Origin of the sequence: Roseomonas sp. FDAARGOS_362 (assembly GCF_002754815.1) — a bacterium.
Taxonomy (GTDB): Bacteria; Pseudomonadota; Alphaproteobacteria; order Acetobacterales; family Acetobacteraceae; genus Roseomonas; species Roseomonas mucosa.
In genome coordinates this window covers 953,416-967,809 of the sequence record NZ_CP024588.1, presented here as the reverse complement: position 1 = coordinate 967,809, position 14,394 = coordinate 953,416, and the positions used below count along the sequence as shown (strand labels likewise).

16 protein-coding genes are annotated in these 14,394 nt (G+C 71.2%); 6 read left to right on the top strand and 10 right to left on the bottom strand.

The window, feature by feature from the left end; genetic code table 11:
- Window position 1: 1 nt before the first annotated feature.
- From CTJ15_RS09340 to CTJ15_RS09325, 5 genes are read left to right on the top strand one after another with little or no spacing between them, the layout of a single operon-like run.
- Entirely contained in the window at window positions 2-949 is a 948-nt protein-coding gene (locus CTJ15_RS09340; protein WP_019459908.1) for an ABC transporter permease, read from the top strand.
- Complete coding sequence (locus CTJ15_RS09335) at window positions 946-1,848, top strand: ABC transporter permease (RefSeq protein WP_019459907.1); 903 nt, start codon at window positions 946-948, stop codon at window positions 1,846-1,848. Before CTJ15_RS09340 ends, CTJ15_RS09335 begins: the two co-directional genes overlap by 4 nt.
- Window positions 1,849-1,895: 47 nt before the next feature.
- Window positions 1,896-2,039 carry a hypothetical protein gene (locus tag CTJ15_RS24330; protein ID WP_019459906.1) on the top strand — a complete coding sequence of 48 codons (144 nt, stop codon included), beginning with the start codon at window positions 1,896-1,898 and terminating at the stop codon, window positions 2,037-2,039.
- Window positions 2,040-2,052: 13 nt separating this feature from the next.
- The gene (locus tag CTJ15_RS09330) at window positions 2,053-2,754 is read left to right on the top strand and encodes a hypothetical protein (RefSeq protein ID WP_019459905.1); all 702 of its coding nucleotides are present in this window, start codon (window positions 2,053-2,055) and stop codon (window positions 2,752-2,754) included.
- Window positions 2,751-3,863 (top strand): toxic anion resistance protein, encoded by a 1,113-nt coding sequence (locus CTJ15_RS09325; RefSeq protein ID WP_019459904.1) that lies wholly within the window; start codon window positions 2,751-2,753, stop codon window positions 3,861-3,863. Before CTJ15_RS09330 ends, CTJ15_RS09325 begins: the two co-directional genes overlap by 4 nt.
- Window positions 3,864-3,913: 50 nt before the next feature.
- Here CTJ15_RS09325 and CTJ15_RS09320 read toward each other — a convergent pair whose 3' ends face one another.
- The 5 genes from CTJ15_RS09320 to CTJ15_RS09300 all read right to left on the bottom strand — a co-directional run bounded on the left by CTJ15_RS09320 (window position 3,914) and on the right by CTJ15_RS09300 (window position 6,975).
- Window positions 3,914-4,459 (bottom strand): YidB family protein, encoded by a 546-nt coding sequence (locus CTJ15_RS09320; protein ID WP_019459903.1) that lies wholly within the window; start codon window positions 4,457-4,459, stop codon window positions 3,914-3,916.
- A gap of 123 nt (window positions 4,460-4,582) precedes the next feature.
- Window positions 4,583-5,326 carry a CHAP domain-containing protein gene (locus CTJ15_RS09315; protein ID WP_099782126.1) on the bottom strand — a complete coding sequence of 248 codons (744 nt, stop codon included), beginning with the start codon at window positions 5,324-5,326 and terminating at the stop codon, window positions 4,583-4,585.
- Window positions 5,327-5,614: 288 nt separating this feature from the next.
- Entirely contained in the window at window positions 5,615-5,965 is a 351-nt protein-coding gene (locus CTJ15_RS09310; protein ID WP_019459901.1) for a RidA family protein, read from the bottom strand.
- A gap of 147 nt (window positions 5,966-6,112) precedes the next feature.
- Complete coding sequence (locus tag CTJ15_RS09305; RefSeq protein ID WP_075821505.1) at window positions 6,113-6,478, bottom strand: hypothetical protein; 366 nt, start codon at window positions 6,476-6,478, stop codon at window positions 6,113-6,115.
- Window positions 6,475-6,975: a hypothetical protein gene (locus tag CTJ15_RS09300; RefSeq protein WP_085977391.1), complete on the bottom strand. Its 501-nt coding sequence runs from the start codon at window positions 6,973-6,975 to the stop codon at window positions 6,475-6,477. Before CTJ15_RS09300 ends, CTJ15_RS09305 begins: the two co-directional genes overlap by 4 nt.
- 383 nt (window positions 6,976-7,358) lie before the next feature.
- On the opposite strand from CTJ15_RS09300, the gene CTJ15_RS09295 reads away from it, so the two are divergent.
- Window positions 7,359-8,783, top strand: a complete 1,425-nt coding sequence (locus CTJ15_RS09295; RefSeq protein ID WP_019459898.1) for a hypothetical protein — start codon at window positions 7,359-7,361, stop codon at window positions 8,781-8,783.
- 31 nt (window positions 8,784-8,814) lie between these two features.
- Here the strand turns inward: CTJ15_RS09295 and CTJ15_RS09290 are convergent, their stop codons facing one another.
- From CTJ15_RS09290 to CTJ15_RS09270, 5 genes are all read right to left on the bottom strand, one after another.
- Entirely contained in the window at window positions 8,815-9,741 is a 927-nt protein-coding gene (locus CTJ15_RS09290; protein WP_075821506.1) for a sugar kinase, read from the bottom strand.
- A gap of 5 nt (window positions 9,742-9,746) precedes the next feature.
- Window positions 9,747-10,376, bottom strand: coding sequence for a bifunctional 4-hydroxy-2-oxoglutarate aldolase/2-dehydro-3-deoxy-phosphogluconate aldolase (locus tag CTJ15_RS09285; RefSeq protein WP_075821507.1), 630 nt, complete (start codon window positions 10,374-10,376; stop codon window positions 9,747-9,749).
- Between the two features lie 175 nt (window positions 10,377-10,551).
- Entirely contained in the window at window positions 10,552-10,800 is a 249-nt protein-coding gene (locus tag CTJ15_RS09280) for a hypothetical protein (protein ID WP_151904039.1), read from the bottom strand.
- An 81-nt stretch (window positions 10,801-10,881) separates the two neighbouring features.
- The gene (locus CTJ15_RS09275; RefSeq protein ID WP_216348579.1) at window positions 10,882-11,268 is read right to left on the bottom strand and encodes a DUF3429 domain-containing protein; all 387 of its coding nucleotides are present in this window, start codon (window positions 11,266-11,268) and stop codon (window positions 10,882-10,884) included.
- Window positions 11,269-11,338: 70 nt separating this feature from the next.
- Window positions 11,339-14,194, bottom strand: coding sequence for a glycosyltransferase (locus CTJ15_RS09270; protein ID WP_075821508.1), 2,856 nt, complete (start codon window positions 14,192-14,194; stop codon window positions 11,339-11,341).
- Between the last annotated feature and the right edge of the window lie 200 nt (window positions 14,195-14,394).

The following is a 14,394-nucleotide window of genomic DNA, read 5'->3' as shown; positions in this document are numbered from 1 at the left end:
GATGTTCGGCTGGCTGCTGCGGCGCCTGGGGCAGGTCGTCCCCACGCTGCTGATCCTGAGTCTCTTCGTCTTCGGCCTGCAGCAGCTCATGCCCGGCGACCCCGCCTTGATCATGGCGGGGGAGGAGCGCGGCGACCCCGAGGTGCTGGCGCAGATCCGGGCGGAGCTGATGCTCGACCGGCCGGTCTGGGAACAGTACCTCGCTTGGCTGTTCCGTCTGCTGCACGGCGATCTCGGCTTCTCCTGGCGCATCCGGCAGCCGGTCACGGAGCTGATCCTGCAGAAGCTGCCGGTGACGCTCCAGCTCGGCGCCATGGCCTTCATCATCGCCGTCGCCATCGGCGTGCCGCTCGGCGTGCTTTCCGCCGTGAAGCGCGACCGGCCGCTGGACTGGATCGCCAACGGGCTGGCCCTGGCCGGAATCTCCACGCCGAACTTCTGGCTGGGGATCATGATGATCCTGCTCTTCAGCGTGCAGCTCGGCTGGCTGCCGCCCTCCGGCTACGTGCCGCTGACCGAGGACTGGCGGCAGTCGCTCGCCACCACGATCATGCCGGCCTTCGTGCTGGGCAATTCCATCGCCGGCGTGCTGATGCGCCATACCCGCGCCGCCATGCTGGGCGCGCTGGGGCAGGACTACGTCCGCACCGCCCGCGCCAAGGGCCTGCCGGAACGGGTGGTGGTGGCCAAGCACGCGCTGCGCAACGCGCTGATCCCGGTGGTGACGCTGGGCACGATCGAACTCGGCAAGCTGCTGGCCGGCGCGGTGCTGACGGAGCAGATCTTCACCATCCCCGGCTTCGGCAAGCTGATCGTGGATGCCGTCTTCAACCGCGACTATCCGGTGGTGCAGGGCGTGGTGGTGGTGACGGCGGTGATCTTCGTGCTGCTCTCCCTGCTCTCGGACCTGCTCTACATGCTCGTCAATCCCAGGCTGCGCGCGGCATGAGCGGCGTTTCCGTCCGCCGCCCGCGCGCCGCCGCGAACCCCGCCCCTGCGCGCCGCGACAGCCCGGGGCGGCGCGCGATGCGCCGCTTCCTGCGGCACCGGCTGGCGGTCTTCGGCCTCGCCGTGATCGTGCTCTTCGTGCTGGGGGCGATCCTGGCGCCGCTGATCGCGCCCTATGACCCCACCGCCACCTCCTGGTCTCTGATCCGCAAGCCGCCCTCGCTGGCGCACTGGTTCGGCACGGACGAGAACGGGCGCGACGTGCTGTCCCGCACCCTTTGGGGCGCGCGGACCTCGCTGATGGCCGGCGGCCTTTCCGTGGCGGCGGCGCTGGCGGTGGGCGTGCCGCTGGGGATGCTGGCCGGGCTGGCGGGCGGCTGGGTGGACGCGCTGATCTCCCGCATCACGGACGCCATGCTTTCCGTGCCCTTCCTGATCCTGGCCATCGCGCTCGCGGCCTTCCTGGGCCCGGCGCTGGAGAACGCGATGCTGGCCATCGCCATCTCCGCCGCGCCGATCTTCGTGCGCCTGGCCCGCGGCATGGCGATGGAGGCGAAGGCCACCGAATGGGTGGAGGCGGCGCGCGCCCTGGGCAACCCGCCCTGGCGCACGGCGGTGGTGCATGTGCTGCCGAACATCGTGCCGCCGCTGCTGGTGCAGGCGACGCTGGCCATCGCCGAGGCCATCATCGCCGAGGCCTCGCTGTCCTTCCTCGGCCTGGGGCAGCAGCCACCGGCACCCTCCTGGGGCTCCATGCTGAACGCGGCGCAGCGCTTCCTGAGCCAGGCGCCCTGGATGGCGATCTATCCCGGGCTGGCGATCTTCCTGGTGGTGCTGAGCTTCAACCTGCTGGGCGACGGGCTGCGCGACGCGCTGGACCCGCGGGCGCAGCGGCGCTGAAGACACGGCTTGAAGACGGGGGCAGGGGTCCGCATCTTTCCGCTGCGATGATCCCGAACCGCCCGCCTCTGGCCCCCAAGCCCTTCCAGGTCCCCGCCCGGCGCATCGCCGGGGCGGCGCTGATGCTGGCCAGCCTGGGCTTCGTGTCGGTGCTGACCCTGGTCCAGGCCATCATCCGCATCTTCCATTGATGGCGCCCCGCTGATGCTCCCCGAGACCTATCGCAAGGCCCTGCGCGGCCTCGCCCTTCCGGTCATGGCGCTGCCCATGCTGCCGGCGCTGCTGCTGGCCCTGGCCAGCGGCCAGTCGCGGACCATCCTCGGCCTGCTCGCCGGGCTGGCGGGCACGGGCCTGACGGTGGCCCTGCTGCGCCGCGCGAAGCATGGCGACCGGCGCCGTGCCATGGCCGCGCTGGGGCTGGGCACGGGCTTCGCGGCGGCGCTGGCGGGCGGCACGGGCACCGTGGGGGCCGTTCTGCTTGGGCTGGCGGCGGCCTATGGGCTGCGCCTCGCCTATGAGGGGCTGCGCGAGGAGAAGCCGGAGCCCTATCAGGGCGATGCCGGGCTGGAGCCCTTCGCCCGCCGGCTGGCCGTGCTGGAAGGCACGGACACGCGCCTCGCCGGGGCCGTCCTGGCGCTGCGCGGGCTGCTGAGGGAGATGGCGCTGCGCCCCTCCATGGCGGGGCAGGCGCGCAGCCTGCTGGTGCTGGGTCTGGACGGGCTGGAGCGCATCGCCCAAAGGCTTTCCGCCGGCGCCGTCGCGCCACGCGAACTGACGGCGGCCATGAGCGATGTGGAGCGGGCCGCCTCGCAGGCGGCGGAACGGCTGCGTGCCTCCGAGACCGAGGCGCTGGACGTGCAGGTGACGGTGCTGCGGCAGAGGCTTCGGGAGGAAGGGGTGGCATGAGCGATCCATCGGAGGCGCAGCAGCGCACGGTTCCGGCGCGGGCGGCGGAGCTGGCCCGCCAGATCGATCTGGCCGACCCTTCCTCGATCCTGCGTTTCGGCCAGGAGGCGCAGCGGCAGGCCACGGTGGCGGCGGATGCCATGCTCGGCGCCTCCCGCAACGACGCGACCGGGCAGGCGGGCGATGCGCTGTCCGGGCTGCTGGCGCATCTGCGCGGCTTCGATCCGGGCGGCGGCGAGGAGAAGCCCGGGCTGCTGTCCCGGCTGATGGGGCGGGCGAGCAGCGGCACGGTCGGCATCCTGCAACGCTATGAGAGCGTGCGCGGACAGGTCGAGGCGGCGGGCGACCTGCTGCAGGGCCACCGCACCCGGCTGATGGAGGATGTGGAGCGGCTGGAGCGGCTCTACGGCGCCACGCTGGAATGGTTCCACTCGCTGGCCGAGCATATCGAGGCGGGCGAGCAGGTGCTGGCCCATACGGATACCGAGACGGTGCCGAAGGCGGAATGGGAGGCGGAGGTCGCCAAGGACCCGCTGGCGCCGCAGCGGCTGCGCGACCTGCGGGCAGCGCGGGACGAGCTGGACCGGCGCATCCACGATCTGCGGTTGACGCGGCAGATCGCCATGCAGGCGCTGCCGGGCATCCGGCTGATCCAGGAGAACGACAAGGCGCTGGCCTCCAAGATCCATTCGGTGCTGGCCAACACCGTTCCGCTCTGGCGGGCGCAGCTCGCCCAGGCGCTGGCGATCCAGCGGATGCGGGAGGCCGGCGGCGCGCTCCAGGCGGCGACCGACCTGACCAACAAGCTCCTCATCGCCAATGCCGAGGCGCTGCGACAGGGCAATGCCCAGGTGCGGGGCGAGATCGAGCGTGGCGTGGTGGACATGGATTCGCTGAAGCAGGCGAATGCGGCGCTGATCGGCACGATCGAGGATTCGCTGCGGATCGCCGAGGAAGGACGCAACCGGCGCCTCGCGGCGGCGGGCGAGCTGGAGAAGGCCGAGGCCGAGATCCGCCGTGCACTGATCGCGGCGAAGGTGCCGCCCCGCGGTGGCAGCGCGCCGTCCGCCGACGAGGCGATGCCGCCGGGAAGCCCACGGCACGGGTGAAGAAGGCCCGGGCCGGCCAGCCGCAAGGCCGGCGGTCCGGAAAGCCGTTCTCAGCCGTTGCGATGGCCGCCCAGCACGGAGCGCAGCAGCCCGCCCACGATGTCCCCGGCCGAACCGCCCTGGCCACCTTGGCCAGGAGTGCCGGGCTGAGTGTTGCCGGCCGTGGCGCCACCACCCAGGCTGCCCAGGATGCTGCCGAGAATACCGCCCAGCCCGCCCTGCAACCCACCCTGGGGCATTTCCGCCTCGTTGGCCGGAACTTTGCCCTTCGGGGTGAGGTAGTTCAGGACCATCGGCAGCGCCATCACCAGAAGGGAGACGAGCTGCTGGTGCGTCATCCCGAAGCGGGAAGCGACATTGTCGATGGTAGAGCTGCCGAAGGCCCGCTCGATGGAGCTGCCGTCGGCGGGCTGGTTCTCGCCCGTCCCGACCCAGGATTCCACCTGGCTGTGCATGCCGCCCTGGCGCAGCCGGTCCACCAGCTGCTGCACGCCGGCGCTGTCCGTGCGTCCTCCCATCAGGGAGGACATGATCTCGTGGATCTGGGAGATGCCGGCGCCGCCAGCCGGGGTGTCGCTAGGCGTCGTTCCACTCATGGCCATCCTCCTGAAACCAACGTGCCGGCAACATCGGGGCCGGCGCGAAGGTTTCCCGAGGATAGTCCCGCGGGCAAAGGAAGGCGAAACCTATAAGGGTCAGGAAAGGAGGCCGGCCGTCGCTCAGCGGCCGGTGTTGCGCACTGTGATGTCCAGCGGGCGGTTCGAGGCCGGGGCCTCGGCCACTTCCTCGAAGCCCTGGGAGCGGGCGTAGTTGATGCGCGGGGAGGCGCCGATCGGGCGGTTGTGGATGAAGCCATAAGTCGGATAGACGCGGCCGAAGCTCTCGTCGCTGCGGCCGATCTGCACCCGGACGGCGGTCCAGTCGTTGCGCGGCGAGACGTCGATCACCGAAACGTTGCGCATCACCGTGCCCTTGCGGATGCCCGGGCCTTCCCAGTTCGCGTGCTCGATCTCGATCTCGCGGCTGTTCACGATCCGCTGCACCACCGCCACATGGCCGAGGCGCATGCCGCCCGAGGCGCGGAAGGCCAGCACCGAGCCGGGCTCGGGGCGTTGGCCGCGCTCGTAGAGACCCGCCGCGTTGCCCCACCACTGATAGCCGTTCCCGGTGACCTGGATGCCCGAGACCATGCGGGCATAGGGAACGCAGGAGATGCTGCCGGTGAACATGGCGTTGCGGACCGTGCCCTCGTCGCGGCCCTCAGGGCCACGGAAGGAACGCGCCTTCAGCGATGCGCTGCGGAAGTTCGGAGTGGCGTTCAGCGTCTTGGCGACATGCGCCGTGGTGCCGTGCCGGGCAGCTTTCGCGCCCTTCTGCTGTGCCGCTTCCGCACCACCCGGAAGGGCAAGGACCAGCGCTCCGCAGAGCGCCGTGACAGTGATCGCCGAAGACCTGAACCGCATGACCCCCCCACGGATTGGCCCGACGGGCCGGTAACCCATTGCTAATCCTGGCCCCACCCAGGAACCGGCATCACCGATGCCGGTGTGGAGGCGGTACCGGAGGGTTGCATCCTCGCCAATCCGTGAGAGCAATGTGTGTGCGGAATTGGTGTGATTTGTCGGGGGCATAGCTCGCAAGCGGTGCCGATAGAGAAGATAGTCCTATGTGACCCATGGCAACACTGCCAAAGTCACACTGTGGCGGTTGAGCCGCCACAGCGTTCCACACGGCTGAATCGCCGCGCCGCCTCAGCGGCAGGCGGTGATCATGATTTCCACGAGGTGGCGCGGGTCGGCCATGTTGGCTTCCACGCAGGCGCGGACCGGCGCGCCGCCTTCCGGCAGCCACGACACCCACTCCTTGTTCAGGGCGTCGCGGTCGCGGATGTCCTTCAGCCAGACCTGGGCCTGGAGCAGGCGGGTCTTGTCGGTGCCGTGCGCTTCCAGCAGCTCGTCGATCCGGGCCAGGATCTGCTTGGTCTGGCCGACCACGTCCTGGGAAAGGTCATCGGCGGTGACGCCGGCCAGGAACACGAAATTGTGGTACTCGACGGCGTTGGACAGCACCGGGTTGTTGCCGTGGCGGGTGATCTTGCTCATCGCGGAGCCTCTCCTCGTCTCGTGGTCGGGACGGAGGGTGTCCTAGAGCAGATCGGCGGCCAGGGAAATCGCCGGGGAAAATCGCCAGGGGGAAGGGCCCGTCGTCGGAGACGCGACAGGCCCTTGCGGGGCTTCCTCCCGGCCGAGTCAGCGCGTGGCGGGTGCCGCCGCGCCGGACGGGGTCGGATTAGCCTGGCCCTGGGCGGCACCGCTGGCATCCGGCGCGCCGTCGCGGGCGCAGGCCGCGGCCATACGGTTGCGCTCGAAGGTGGCACCAAGCCGGTCCGTCTGGTTGCGGATGCCGAGATAGCTCTGCACGCCGGAGCTCGCATCCAGCTCGTCGTTGCGCATGGTCTGGCCGCGGTCGCGGAACAGGATGGCCCGCTCGGCATCGCGGCGACAGGCGGCGAGCCTTGCCTCATCCTGGCGCTGGTCGCTGCTGCGCTCGGGCGTGCTGGCACAGGCCCCCAGAACGGGAAGCAGGAGGGCAAGGGCGAGGAATCGGTAATTCATGAACGGGCTCCGGCCGGCAGCCGTGAGAGTCGGCGCCGCAGGCTGGTTTCGTCCAGTCTGGCGGCCGGGTCCAGGGGGAGCTCGGCCGCCGCCCCGAGGAGCGCCGGGTGGAGTTCGGCCTCGCCAGCGCTGATCTCGAACATGCCGCGCAGCCAGGGCAGGCGTCCCATGGCATCCAGCAGCGCCAGCAGCCGCAGCAGCACCGCCATGCCGGACACCGTGCCGAGGCCAAGGGTCAGGTCGATCGCCTCCGCCCAGCAGCGCGCGTCGGGATCGGACAGGTCCAGCCGCACCGGATCCGGCGCCGCGCGATCCTCGGCGGCGAAGAACAGCGCGCGCTCAGGGCCGCGCAGCCCGAGGGCGGCACCCTCCCGCGCACTGTCCCAGGCCGCCAGCAGCACGCGGGGCGGGACGGGCGGTATGGAGGCGGGGGTGAAAGGAAGGGCATGGGCCACCTGGCCATCCGGCCCCAGCGCCCGTCCGACGAATCTGCTCACCCCGCCAAGATGGTCACTGTGATGGGAGGGCGTAAGCCCCCGGCGGCATCTGTCACCTGTACGCCGCTGGAGGGGTGCCGGGAGGGCCAGTGCCGGCCTCGCCCAACCGGATGACGGAGATCCTGCCACCGCTGCCGTCTTGATGTTTTCCGAAGGACGCCCAAAACGGCGGGCATCCTTGCCGTTGGGGCGATGCCGCAGCATCGGCCGGCCAGGGTTCTTGCCACGAAACCCGATGCGCCAGCCGCGGGTTCCGTGGATCAGCGGCCGCCGAAGACAATGGCGTGCGCTCGCCGGAAACGGACGGGCCGTATCGTGGAGGATGGGACAGGGTGGGGATGACTGCGGCGCGGCCGAGGATCTGCGTATGCCTCAGCGGCCAGATGCGGCGCTTCGAGAGCGGGCTCGGCTGGCTGCGTACCCTGCGGGAGCAGGCGGAGGTGAGCGTGGTCGTCGCCACTTGGCGCGAGCGCGGGGCGAAGGTGAGCGGTCCGATGAATGCCAGCCGCCTGGATCTCGTGCTGCCACCGGGCCTGCTGCGCGCCCTGCCGGCGGAATGGAAGTCGCAGCGCTTCTTCGAGGTGTTTCCCGCGCTGCGCCGCCATCTGGCCCAACGGGCGGAAAGCGAGACCGTGACGCGGGAGGCCATCGAGGCGGCGGTCGGCCCGGCGCGCATCCATGTCGAGGATGCCTTCCCCTTCGGGTTCTACGAGAACCGCCAGCGCCACCCGGACGGCGCGCCGCATGGCACCGACCCCTATACGCTGCGGCAGTTCTACAAGGTCTTCCAGGCCGGGGTGATGAAGCGCGATCTGGAGCAGGAGCAGGGCGCGCGCTTCGACGCCGTGCTGCGGCTCCGCCCCGACAAGGCGCTGCACCGGGTGGACCTGCCCCTCCTCCTTTCCGCCGGCCCGCGCGACCTCTTCACCGACCATTTCCGCGAGGGCGCGGCGGGCGACCAGCTCGCCGCCGGGTCCAGCGAGGCGCTGGACATCTATGCCGGGTTCTTCCCGCACGCCTTCCGCAAGGCGACGGAGGGAAGCTGGCGCGAAGTCCATGGCGAGTTGCACGACTGGCTGGTGGGGGCGGGGCTGACGGTGCGGCCCATGACCTCCCAGCTCGGCCTCGCGCCCGACGGGCTGCTGTCGGTGGAGGAAGTGATGGCGGTGCTGAGGGAGGCCGCCGCCGGCCCGGCACCGCTCGGCCCCCAGGCTGCCTATGTACTGCGGACCCTGGAGGCGGACGAGGCGCTCCAGGCCGGGGACATGCGCCGCGCCATGGCCCTGGCGCGGCAGGACCTGCCGGCACCCGAGGGCATCGGCATGAGCGGGCGGCTGCTGCTCATGGGCCGGGCCCTGCAGGCCCTGGGCAACCGGCGTGCCTCCTTTCTGGCGGCGGCGCTGAGCCTGGTCGGCCAGCCGGAGAACGCGCTGATCTGGCAGGGCCCCGGCAGCGCCAACGAGGAGCTGAACCTCCTGCTGGAGAACGCGCCGGGCCTGCTGCGGCCGGGCATCCAGCCCTGGGCCGTGGTGACCGACGTTGCCGCCGAGATCACAGGCCATGGCGGCGACCTCCTGCCGCTGGCGGCGCTGCTGGAGGAGCCGGGCTTCCGCCGGGAGGCCGAGGCGGCGCTGGCGGATGCCATGGGGCGCGCCGCGCGGAACGGCGGCCTCCAGGCACATCTCAGTCGGCTCTTCGAGGAAGGGGGCTGTCCGGTGGAGGCGGAACTGGCCTGTGCCACCGCGGTGGAGCTGCTGCCGCACGACATGGCGCTGCGGCAGCGGCTGGAAAGCCTGCGCGAAGGCTGACGCCTGACCGGGGCGGAGAGGCGCTCCGGCTTCAGCCCTGCTTCAGGAAGGCCAGCACCTCGTCCCGCCGCGGCATCGGTGCCACCGCGCCATAGCCGGTGGTCGCGAGTGCCGCCGCGGCGTTGGCGTAGCGCGCTGCCTCTTCCGGCCCGTCGCCGGCCAGGAGCCGTGCCAGTACATTGCCGGCGAAGGTGTCGCCCGCGCCGGTGGCATCCACGGCCTCGACCACCCGGCCGGGAATGCGGGTCCGGCCCTCGCGCGTCGCGACGATGGAGCCCTCCTTGCCGAGCTTCAGCAGCACCAGCGGGCAAAGCTTCAGGTAGAAATCCGCGATGGCGTCCGGATCGTCCAGCCCCGTCAGATGCGTCGCATCGTCGTAGGAGGGCAGGGCGATGTCGGCCATGGCGATGGCCGCGTGGGTGATCGCGGTGGCGCGGGCCAGTGGCCAGAGGCGCAGGCGCAGGTTGGTGTCCACCGAGACCTGGACCCCGGCCTCCCGCGCGATCGCGGCAGCCCGCAGCGCGGCGTCGCAGGCGCTGGAGGAGATCGCCAGGCTGATGCCGGTCAGGTGCAGGATCCGCGCGGCACGGATCGCATCTTCCGGCAGGTCCTCGGGCCGGTAGCGGGCCGAGGCGGAGCCGCTGCGGTAATAGGTGAACTCGTGCCCCTTCGCGCCATGCGTGACGATGTAGAGCCCGGTCGGCGCGTCGGCGCTGCGGAGCACCGTTGCGGTATCGACGCCTTCCTCCTGCCAGAGCGCCATGAAGCTGTCGCCCGGGCGGTCCTGGCCGATGGCGCCCAGGAAGCCCACCGAGGCCCCGGCCCGTGCCGCGGCGATGGCGGCGTTGGAGGCGTCGCCGCCATGGCCTTCCAGGTAGAGCGGGCGGCCGTCGGCGGCCCGGGACTGCTGGTTGAGCTCCCACATCGGCTCGCCCAGGCAAAGGAGTTCGGCGGCCATCCGCGTCAGGCCTGCACGATGCCGAGCGCGGCGCGGGCGGCGTCCTGCACCGCCGCGCGGTCGCCCTTGGCGATCAGGGATTCGTCCACCAGCTTGCCGCCCATGCCGACAAAGGCCGCGCCGGCCGCCAGATAGTCCGGCGCGTTGCGCGAATCGATGCCGCCGGTCGGGCAGAAGGTGACCTGCGGGAAGACCGAACGCAGCGCCTTCACATGGCCGGGCCCGCCCGCGGAAGCGGCGGGGAAGACCTTCACCACATCCGTCCCGGCGGCCAGGGCCGCGCGCACCTCGGTCGGCGTCACGGCGCCCAGCATCAGGCAGGCGCCGGCCTCGCGGCAAGGCGGAGCGAGGCTGGAATCGACCCAGGGCGCCACGAGGAAACGCGCCCCGGCGGCGAGGCAGGCCTCGGCCGTGGCAGCATCCGGCACCGTGCCGGCGCCGACCAGCAGGCCGGGCTCCGCCGCGAGTTCGCGGATCAGGTCCACGGCGCCGGGGACGGTCATGGTGATCTCGAAGACGGTGATGCCCGTCTCCCGCAGCCAGGCGACCGCCGTGGCCGCGTGGGCGGTGTTCTTGGTGCGCACCACGGGCACGATCCGGGCGGCTTCGAGCTGGGCGATCAGGGGATGGCTCATGGCGGGCACACCTCGTGGAACAATGCTTCCACCTCCGAGATAGGCCCAGGAAGAAAGGGAGTCATCCCCGCGCGAGGGGCTGCACGCCGCCGCGGCGGTATTTCCTGCCGCGAAAGGGCTTCCCTCCGAGGGTGCAGGCCATCCGGTCTGACCTTTTCTGGCGGCGGGGGCGCTCTCAGAGACGCCCGGCGGTGTGTTCCAGCGTGAGGGCGGCGGCATGGGCGCGCCGGGCTTCCTGGCCGAGCTGCCGCAGCTCCTCGTCGAAGTCCCGCACGCTCTCGCGCAGCAGGGTGGTCTGGGTGCGGAGCTGGGCCACGGAATCCTGGAAGGCCTGGACGGCCCGTCGCTGCTCCTCCTGCGCCTTGACCAGGCTCTGCAGGGCGCTTTCGAGGCGCCGCATCGGGGTGACGGGAAAAGGGATCACCTCGGCATCCGGCATGGGACCTCCAAAGGAGCGGAGCGGACAGGAACCACGCTATAGACGTTTCAAATTATGGAATCAATCTCATAATAGAAGCAGGACACCAAAGAAAAGCGAGGACGAGGCGCCGATCGACAGCAACCAGCGCAGGCGGAGCCAGCTGCGCGGCGCGACGGCGTGGACGCGGGCCGCCCAGGATTCCACGATCACCGTGAGCATCAGGCCGAGGATGAGGAGGAGGGCCGTCCAGTAGGGCGGCAGCAACAGCGCGACCCAGGCCAGCAGCGGCGGCAGGACCCCGAGCGTCAGGCGGGGCCAGTCCCAGCCCGCCTCGCTTTCCGGAGCCCGCAGGGTGACGCCCCAATGGATGGCGCCGAGGAAGGAGAGGATGGTGGCGCCGTAGAGAAGCAGCGGCGGCCGCGCCCAGGCTTCGCCGGACAGCGAGAGCATGGCCAGCCCGAAAAAGGGCACGAGACCGGCCAGCCCCAGAATCCGGGCGGCCGGCGGAGCCCGCCAGCCGCCCGAGGCGCGTATCCTTGGCTTATTCAGCCGCTGCGCGGGCGACGGCATGGCCGGCCGTGGAGGTGGCCGCGACGGCGCCCGGCACGCCCTGCGTCAGGGCGGGAGAGGGCAGGGCGGCCACCGCCGCCATGGAGACGGCGGCCAGGTAGGGCACCGACTGCACCAGCAGGATCACGGTCCACAGCAGGGCCTCCCAGGTTCCGCCACGATGCACCAGGGTAACGCCCAGCGCAGCGGCCCAGAGCAGGCCCATGAGGATCAACTCTTCCCGCGCGGTGGCGAAGGCCTGCACCAGGGCCGGGGCGTTCTCCATCTTGGGCGTGCGGGCGAAATGCGCCCGGCGCTTGAAGAAGCCCTGCCAGACCGCCTTGCCGATGGTGTGGGTCAGCGCCAGCCCGCCCAGCGCCGCCGCCAGCCGGTCGCCCGCGCCGCAGGCGACACGCGCGGCATAGAGCGTCCAGATCTGGAAGAGCTTGAAGGCGAAGAGCCCCAGGCTCGGCAGCATGAAGAGCAGGATCGGGAACTCGTTGGACAGGCCCACGCCCTGCAGCACCGCCCGCAGCGCCAGCCAGAAGCCCTCGCCCAGGCCGAGATGCTGCAGCACCCAGGCGTGCAGCCCGGCATAGTGCAGCTCGTTGGTCAGGGGCAGCAGGGTCAGGCCCAGCGACCAGAACAGGCCGCCGATCACGAAGGCCAGGCCCAGCGCGTCGCCGAACCAGGGCATCCATCCCATCACGAAGTGGAAACGCTGGCCCTGGGTCAGCGAGCGGTCGAAGGGGTTCAGCAGGGCGCGCCAGTGGCCCTTGACGATCTGCACCGCGCCAAAGGCCCAGCGGTGCCGCTGCTTGCGGTAGGCGGCGAAGTCGTCCGGCATCACGCCGCGGCCCATGCTGTCGGGGACGTAGACGGCCTCCCAGCCCTGGCGCATCAGCTTCAGGCCGAGCTCGCTGTCCTCGCAGATGCACCATTCCGCCCAGGCCTTGCCGTCCACGGCCGCGCCTTCCAGCGCCGAGCGCCGGATCAGCGTCATGGTGCCGTGCTGGATGATGGCGTTGCGCTCGTTGCGCGTGACCATGCCCGCCTTGAAGAAGCCGGCATACTCCCAGAACATGATCCGCTTGAACCAGCCCTCGTGCCCGTCGCGGTAGTCCTGCGGCGACTGGGTGAAGCCGACCTCCGGGCGGTCGAAGAAGGGCACCATGCGGCGCAGCCAGTCGGGGCGGACGAGGTAGTCGCTGTCCAGCACGCCGATCACCGCGGCATCGGGCGCGGTCTCGCGCAGGGCGAAGTTCAGCGCGCCCGCCTTGAAGCCCGGCCACCGGCCGAGATGGAAGAAGCGGAACTTCGGGCCGAGGCGCGCGCAATGCTCGGCCACGGGCTCCCAGACCGCAGGGTCGGTGGTGTTGTTGTCCACCACCAGCACCTCGAAATTCTCGTAGTCGAGCGCCGCCAGGGCATCGAGGGTCTGGCGCACCATCTGCGGCGGCTCGTTGCAGATCGGCAGGTGCAGGGAAACCTTCGGCATCGCGGCGGTGTCGGCGGCGGGCAAAGCGGGCCAGCGGCGCTTCGCGACACGGCCGAACACCGTTTCCGCCAGCTCGAAACTGTCGGAGAGCAGCAGCGCCAGCAGCAGGAGCTGGCCCAGGATCAGCGCGCCCCAGACCACGGCGGCGGCGGGGGAGAGGTAGGTCTCCGACATCGCCAGCACCACCGCGACCACGCCGGTCACCGCGAGCTGGGCAAGGCCGGCCATCATCAGCTTGCCGGCAGGGCGGATGTCCGGGCGGCGGGCGAGGAAGAAGAAGCTGGCGAGGAAGGCGGCGAGGCTGCCGCCCAGCGCACAGCCGGCCCAGCCGGGATTCTCCTGCACCGCGCCGGTCAGCGGCCACTTCTCCTGCCGGTCGAGGTCCATCATGCCCCAGTAGCCGGCGGCCCGGCCCTCGAAGCTGGCCTTCCAGGGCTGGTCGAAGGCCTCCATGACGAAGTAGTCGAGGTTCTCGCGGTCGGCGATGCGGAAGAACTTGCGCAGGAACATCGCCTGGTTCACCCGGCTCGCCCGCGCCGCGCCCTGGGCCACGCCGTCGGAGGGCCAGCCGATCTCGCCGATCAGCACCGGCTTGTTCGGGAACATCGCCTTCACCTGCTGATACTTCTCCATGGAGAAGCGCAGCGCGTCATCGACCGGCAGCCCCTCCCAGTAGGGCAGCAGGTGGATGGTGATGAAGTCCACCGCCTGGCCCAGCTCCGGATGGTCCACCCAGACATGCCAGGGCTCGGCGGTGGAGACGGGCTGGCGCACCTGCCGCTTCACCTGGCGGATGTAGCCGACGAGCTGCGGCACGGTCAGGTCGCCGCGCAGGATGGCTTCGTTGCCGACCAGCACGCGGTCCACGTTGCGGGCCTCGCGCGCCGTCTGGACGAGGTTGCGGATCTCGGCGGCGTTGCGGTCCAGGCGCTTGTCCAGCCAGGAGCCCATGGTGACCCGCAGGTCGAGCCCGGCCTGCCATGCGAGGTCGGGGATGCGCTCCAGCCCGTTCGAGGCGGCATAGGTGCGGATGCGGTCCGTCATCGGGGCGACGCGCCGCAGGTCGCGCAGGATGTCGGCCGCGCTCGGCTGGTTGTCGCCCTCGGCGCTCTGGCCGCGCTGGTAGGGGGCGAAGGCGAAGCCCTCCACTCGCCCGGTGAAATCCGGCATGGCGACCGGCCGGTTCCAGGCCCACCAGGCGCCCAGATGCGCGACCGCCACCAGCGCCAGTACCGCCAGCGTGGCGGCCTGCCGTGACAGGCCGCGGCCGGGGCGGTCCGTGCGGCTCGGGTGCGGGTTGGCGGTGGAAGCGGGCGGGGTGGCCGGGCGGGGGGGCCAGTCCTGTCCCATCGGGCTCGCGTTCATGCTGTGTCCGGCGTCTTGCGGCCCCCGTCCCGGGCGACGCGCCGCCCGGCCGTTCCGGACGGCGCGGCCGAATCCGGGGCCGCGTCTCACCGACCATGAACGCCCGTTCCTGCGGCGCGGGTCGGCCGCAAATGGGGCATTTTCGCGGCGGAACAAACGGGCCCCGAAACGGCATGGCGCTATCG

Excerpts from the sequence above, each read along its gene's own strand:
- CTJ15_RS09340 (WP_019459908.1), top strand. The coding sequence starts at position 2 with ATGTTCGGCTGGCTGCTGCGGCGCCTGGGGCAGGTCGTCCCCACGCTG.
- CTJ15_RS09335 (WP_019459907.1), top strand. The coding sequence starts at position 946 with ATGAGCGGCGTTTCCGTCCGCCGCCCGCGCGCCGCCGCGAACCCCGCC.
- CTJ15_RS24330 (WP_019459906.1), top strand. The coding sequence starts at position 1,896 with ATGATCCCGAACCGCCCGCCTCTGGCCCCCAAGCCCTTCCAGGTCCCC.
- CTJ15_RS09330 (WP_019459905.1), top strand. The coding sequence starts at position 2,053 with ATGCTCCCCGAGACCTATCGCAAGGCCCTGCGCGGCCTCGCCCTTCCG.
- CTJ15_RS09325 (WP_019459904.1), top strand. The coding sequence starts at position 2,751 with ATGAGCGATCCATCGGAGGCGCAGCAGCGCACGGTTCCGGCGCGGGCG.
- CTJ15_RS09320 (WP_019459903.1), bottom strand. The coding sequence starts at position 4,459 with ATGAGTGGAACGACGCCTAGCGACACCCCGGCTGGCGGCGCCGGCATC.
- CTJ15_RS09315 (WP_099782126.1), bottom strand. The coding sequence starts at position 5,326 with ATGCGGTTCAGGTCTTCGGCGATCACTGTCACGGCGCTCTGCGGAGCG.
- CTJ15_RS09310 (WP_019459901.1), bottom strand. The coding sequence starts at position 5,965 with ATGAGCAAGATCACCCGCCACGGCAACAACCCGGTGCTGTCCAACGCC.
- CTJ15_RS09305 (WP_075821505.1), bottom strand. The coding sequence starts at position 6,478 with ATGAATTACCGATTCCTCGCCCTTGCCCTCCTGCTTCCCGTTCTGGGG.
- CTJ15_RS09295 (WP_019459898.1), top strand. The coding sequence starts at position 7,359 with ATGCGGCGCTTCGAGAGCGGGCTCGGCTGGCTGCGTACCCTGCGGGAG.
- CTJ15_RS09290 (WP_075821506.1), bottom strand. The coding sequence starts at position 9,741 with ATGGCCGCCGAACTCCTTTGCCTGGGCGAGCCGATGTGGGAGCTCAAC.
- CTJ15_RS09285 (WP_075821507.1), bottom strand. The coding sequence starts at position 10,376 with ATGAGCCATCCCCTGATCGCCCAGCTCGAAGCCGCCCGGATCGTGCCC.
- CTJ15_RS09270 (WP_075821508.1), bottom strand. The coding sequence starts at position 14,194 with ATGGGACAGGACTGGCCCCCCCGCCCGGCCACCCCGCCCGCTTCCACC.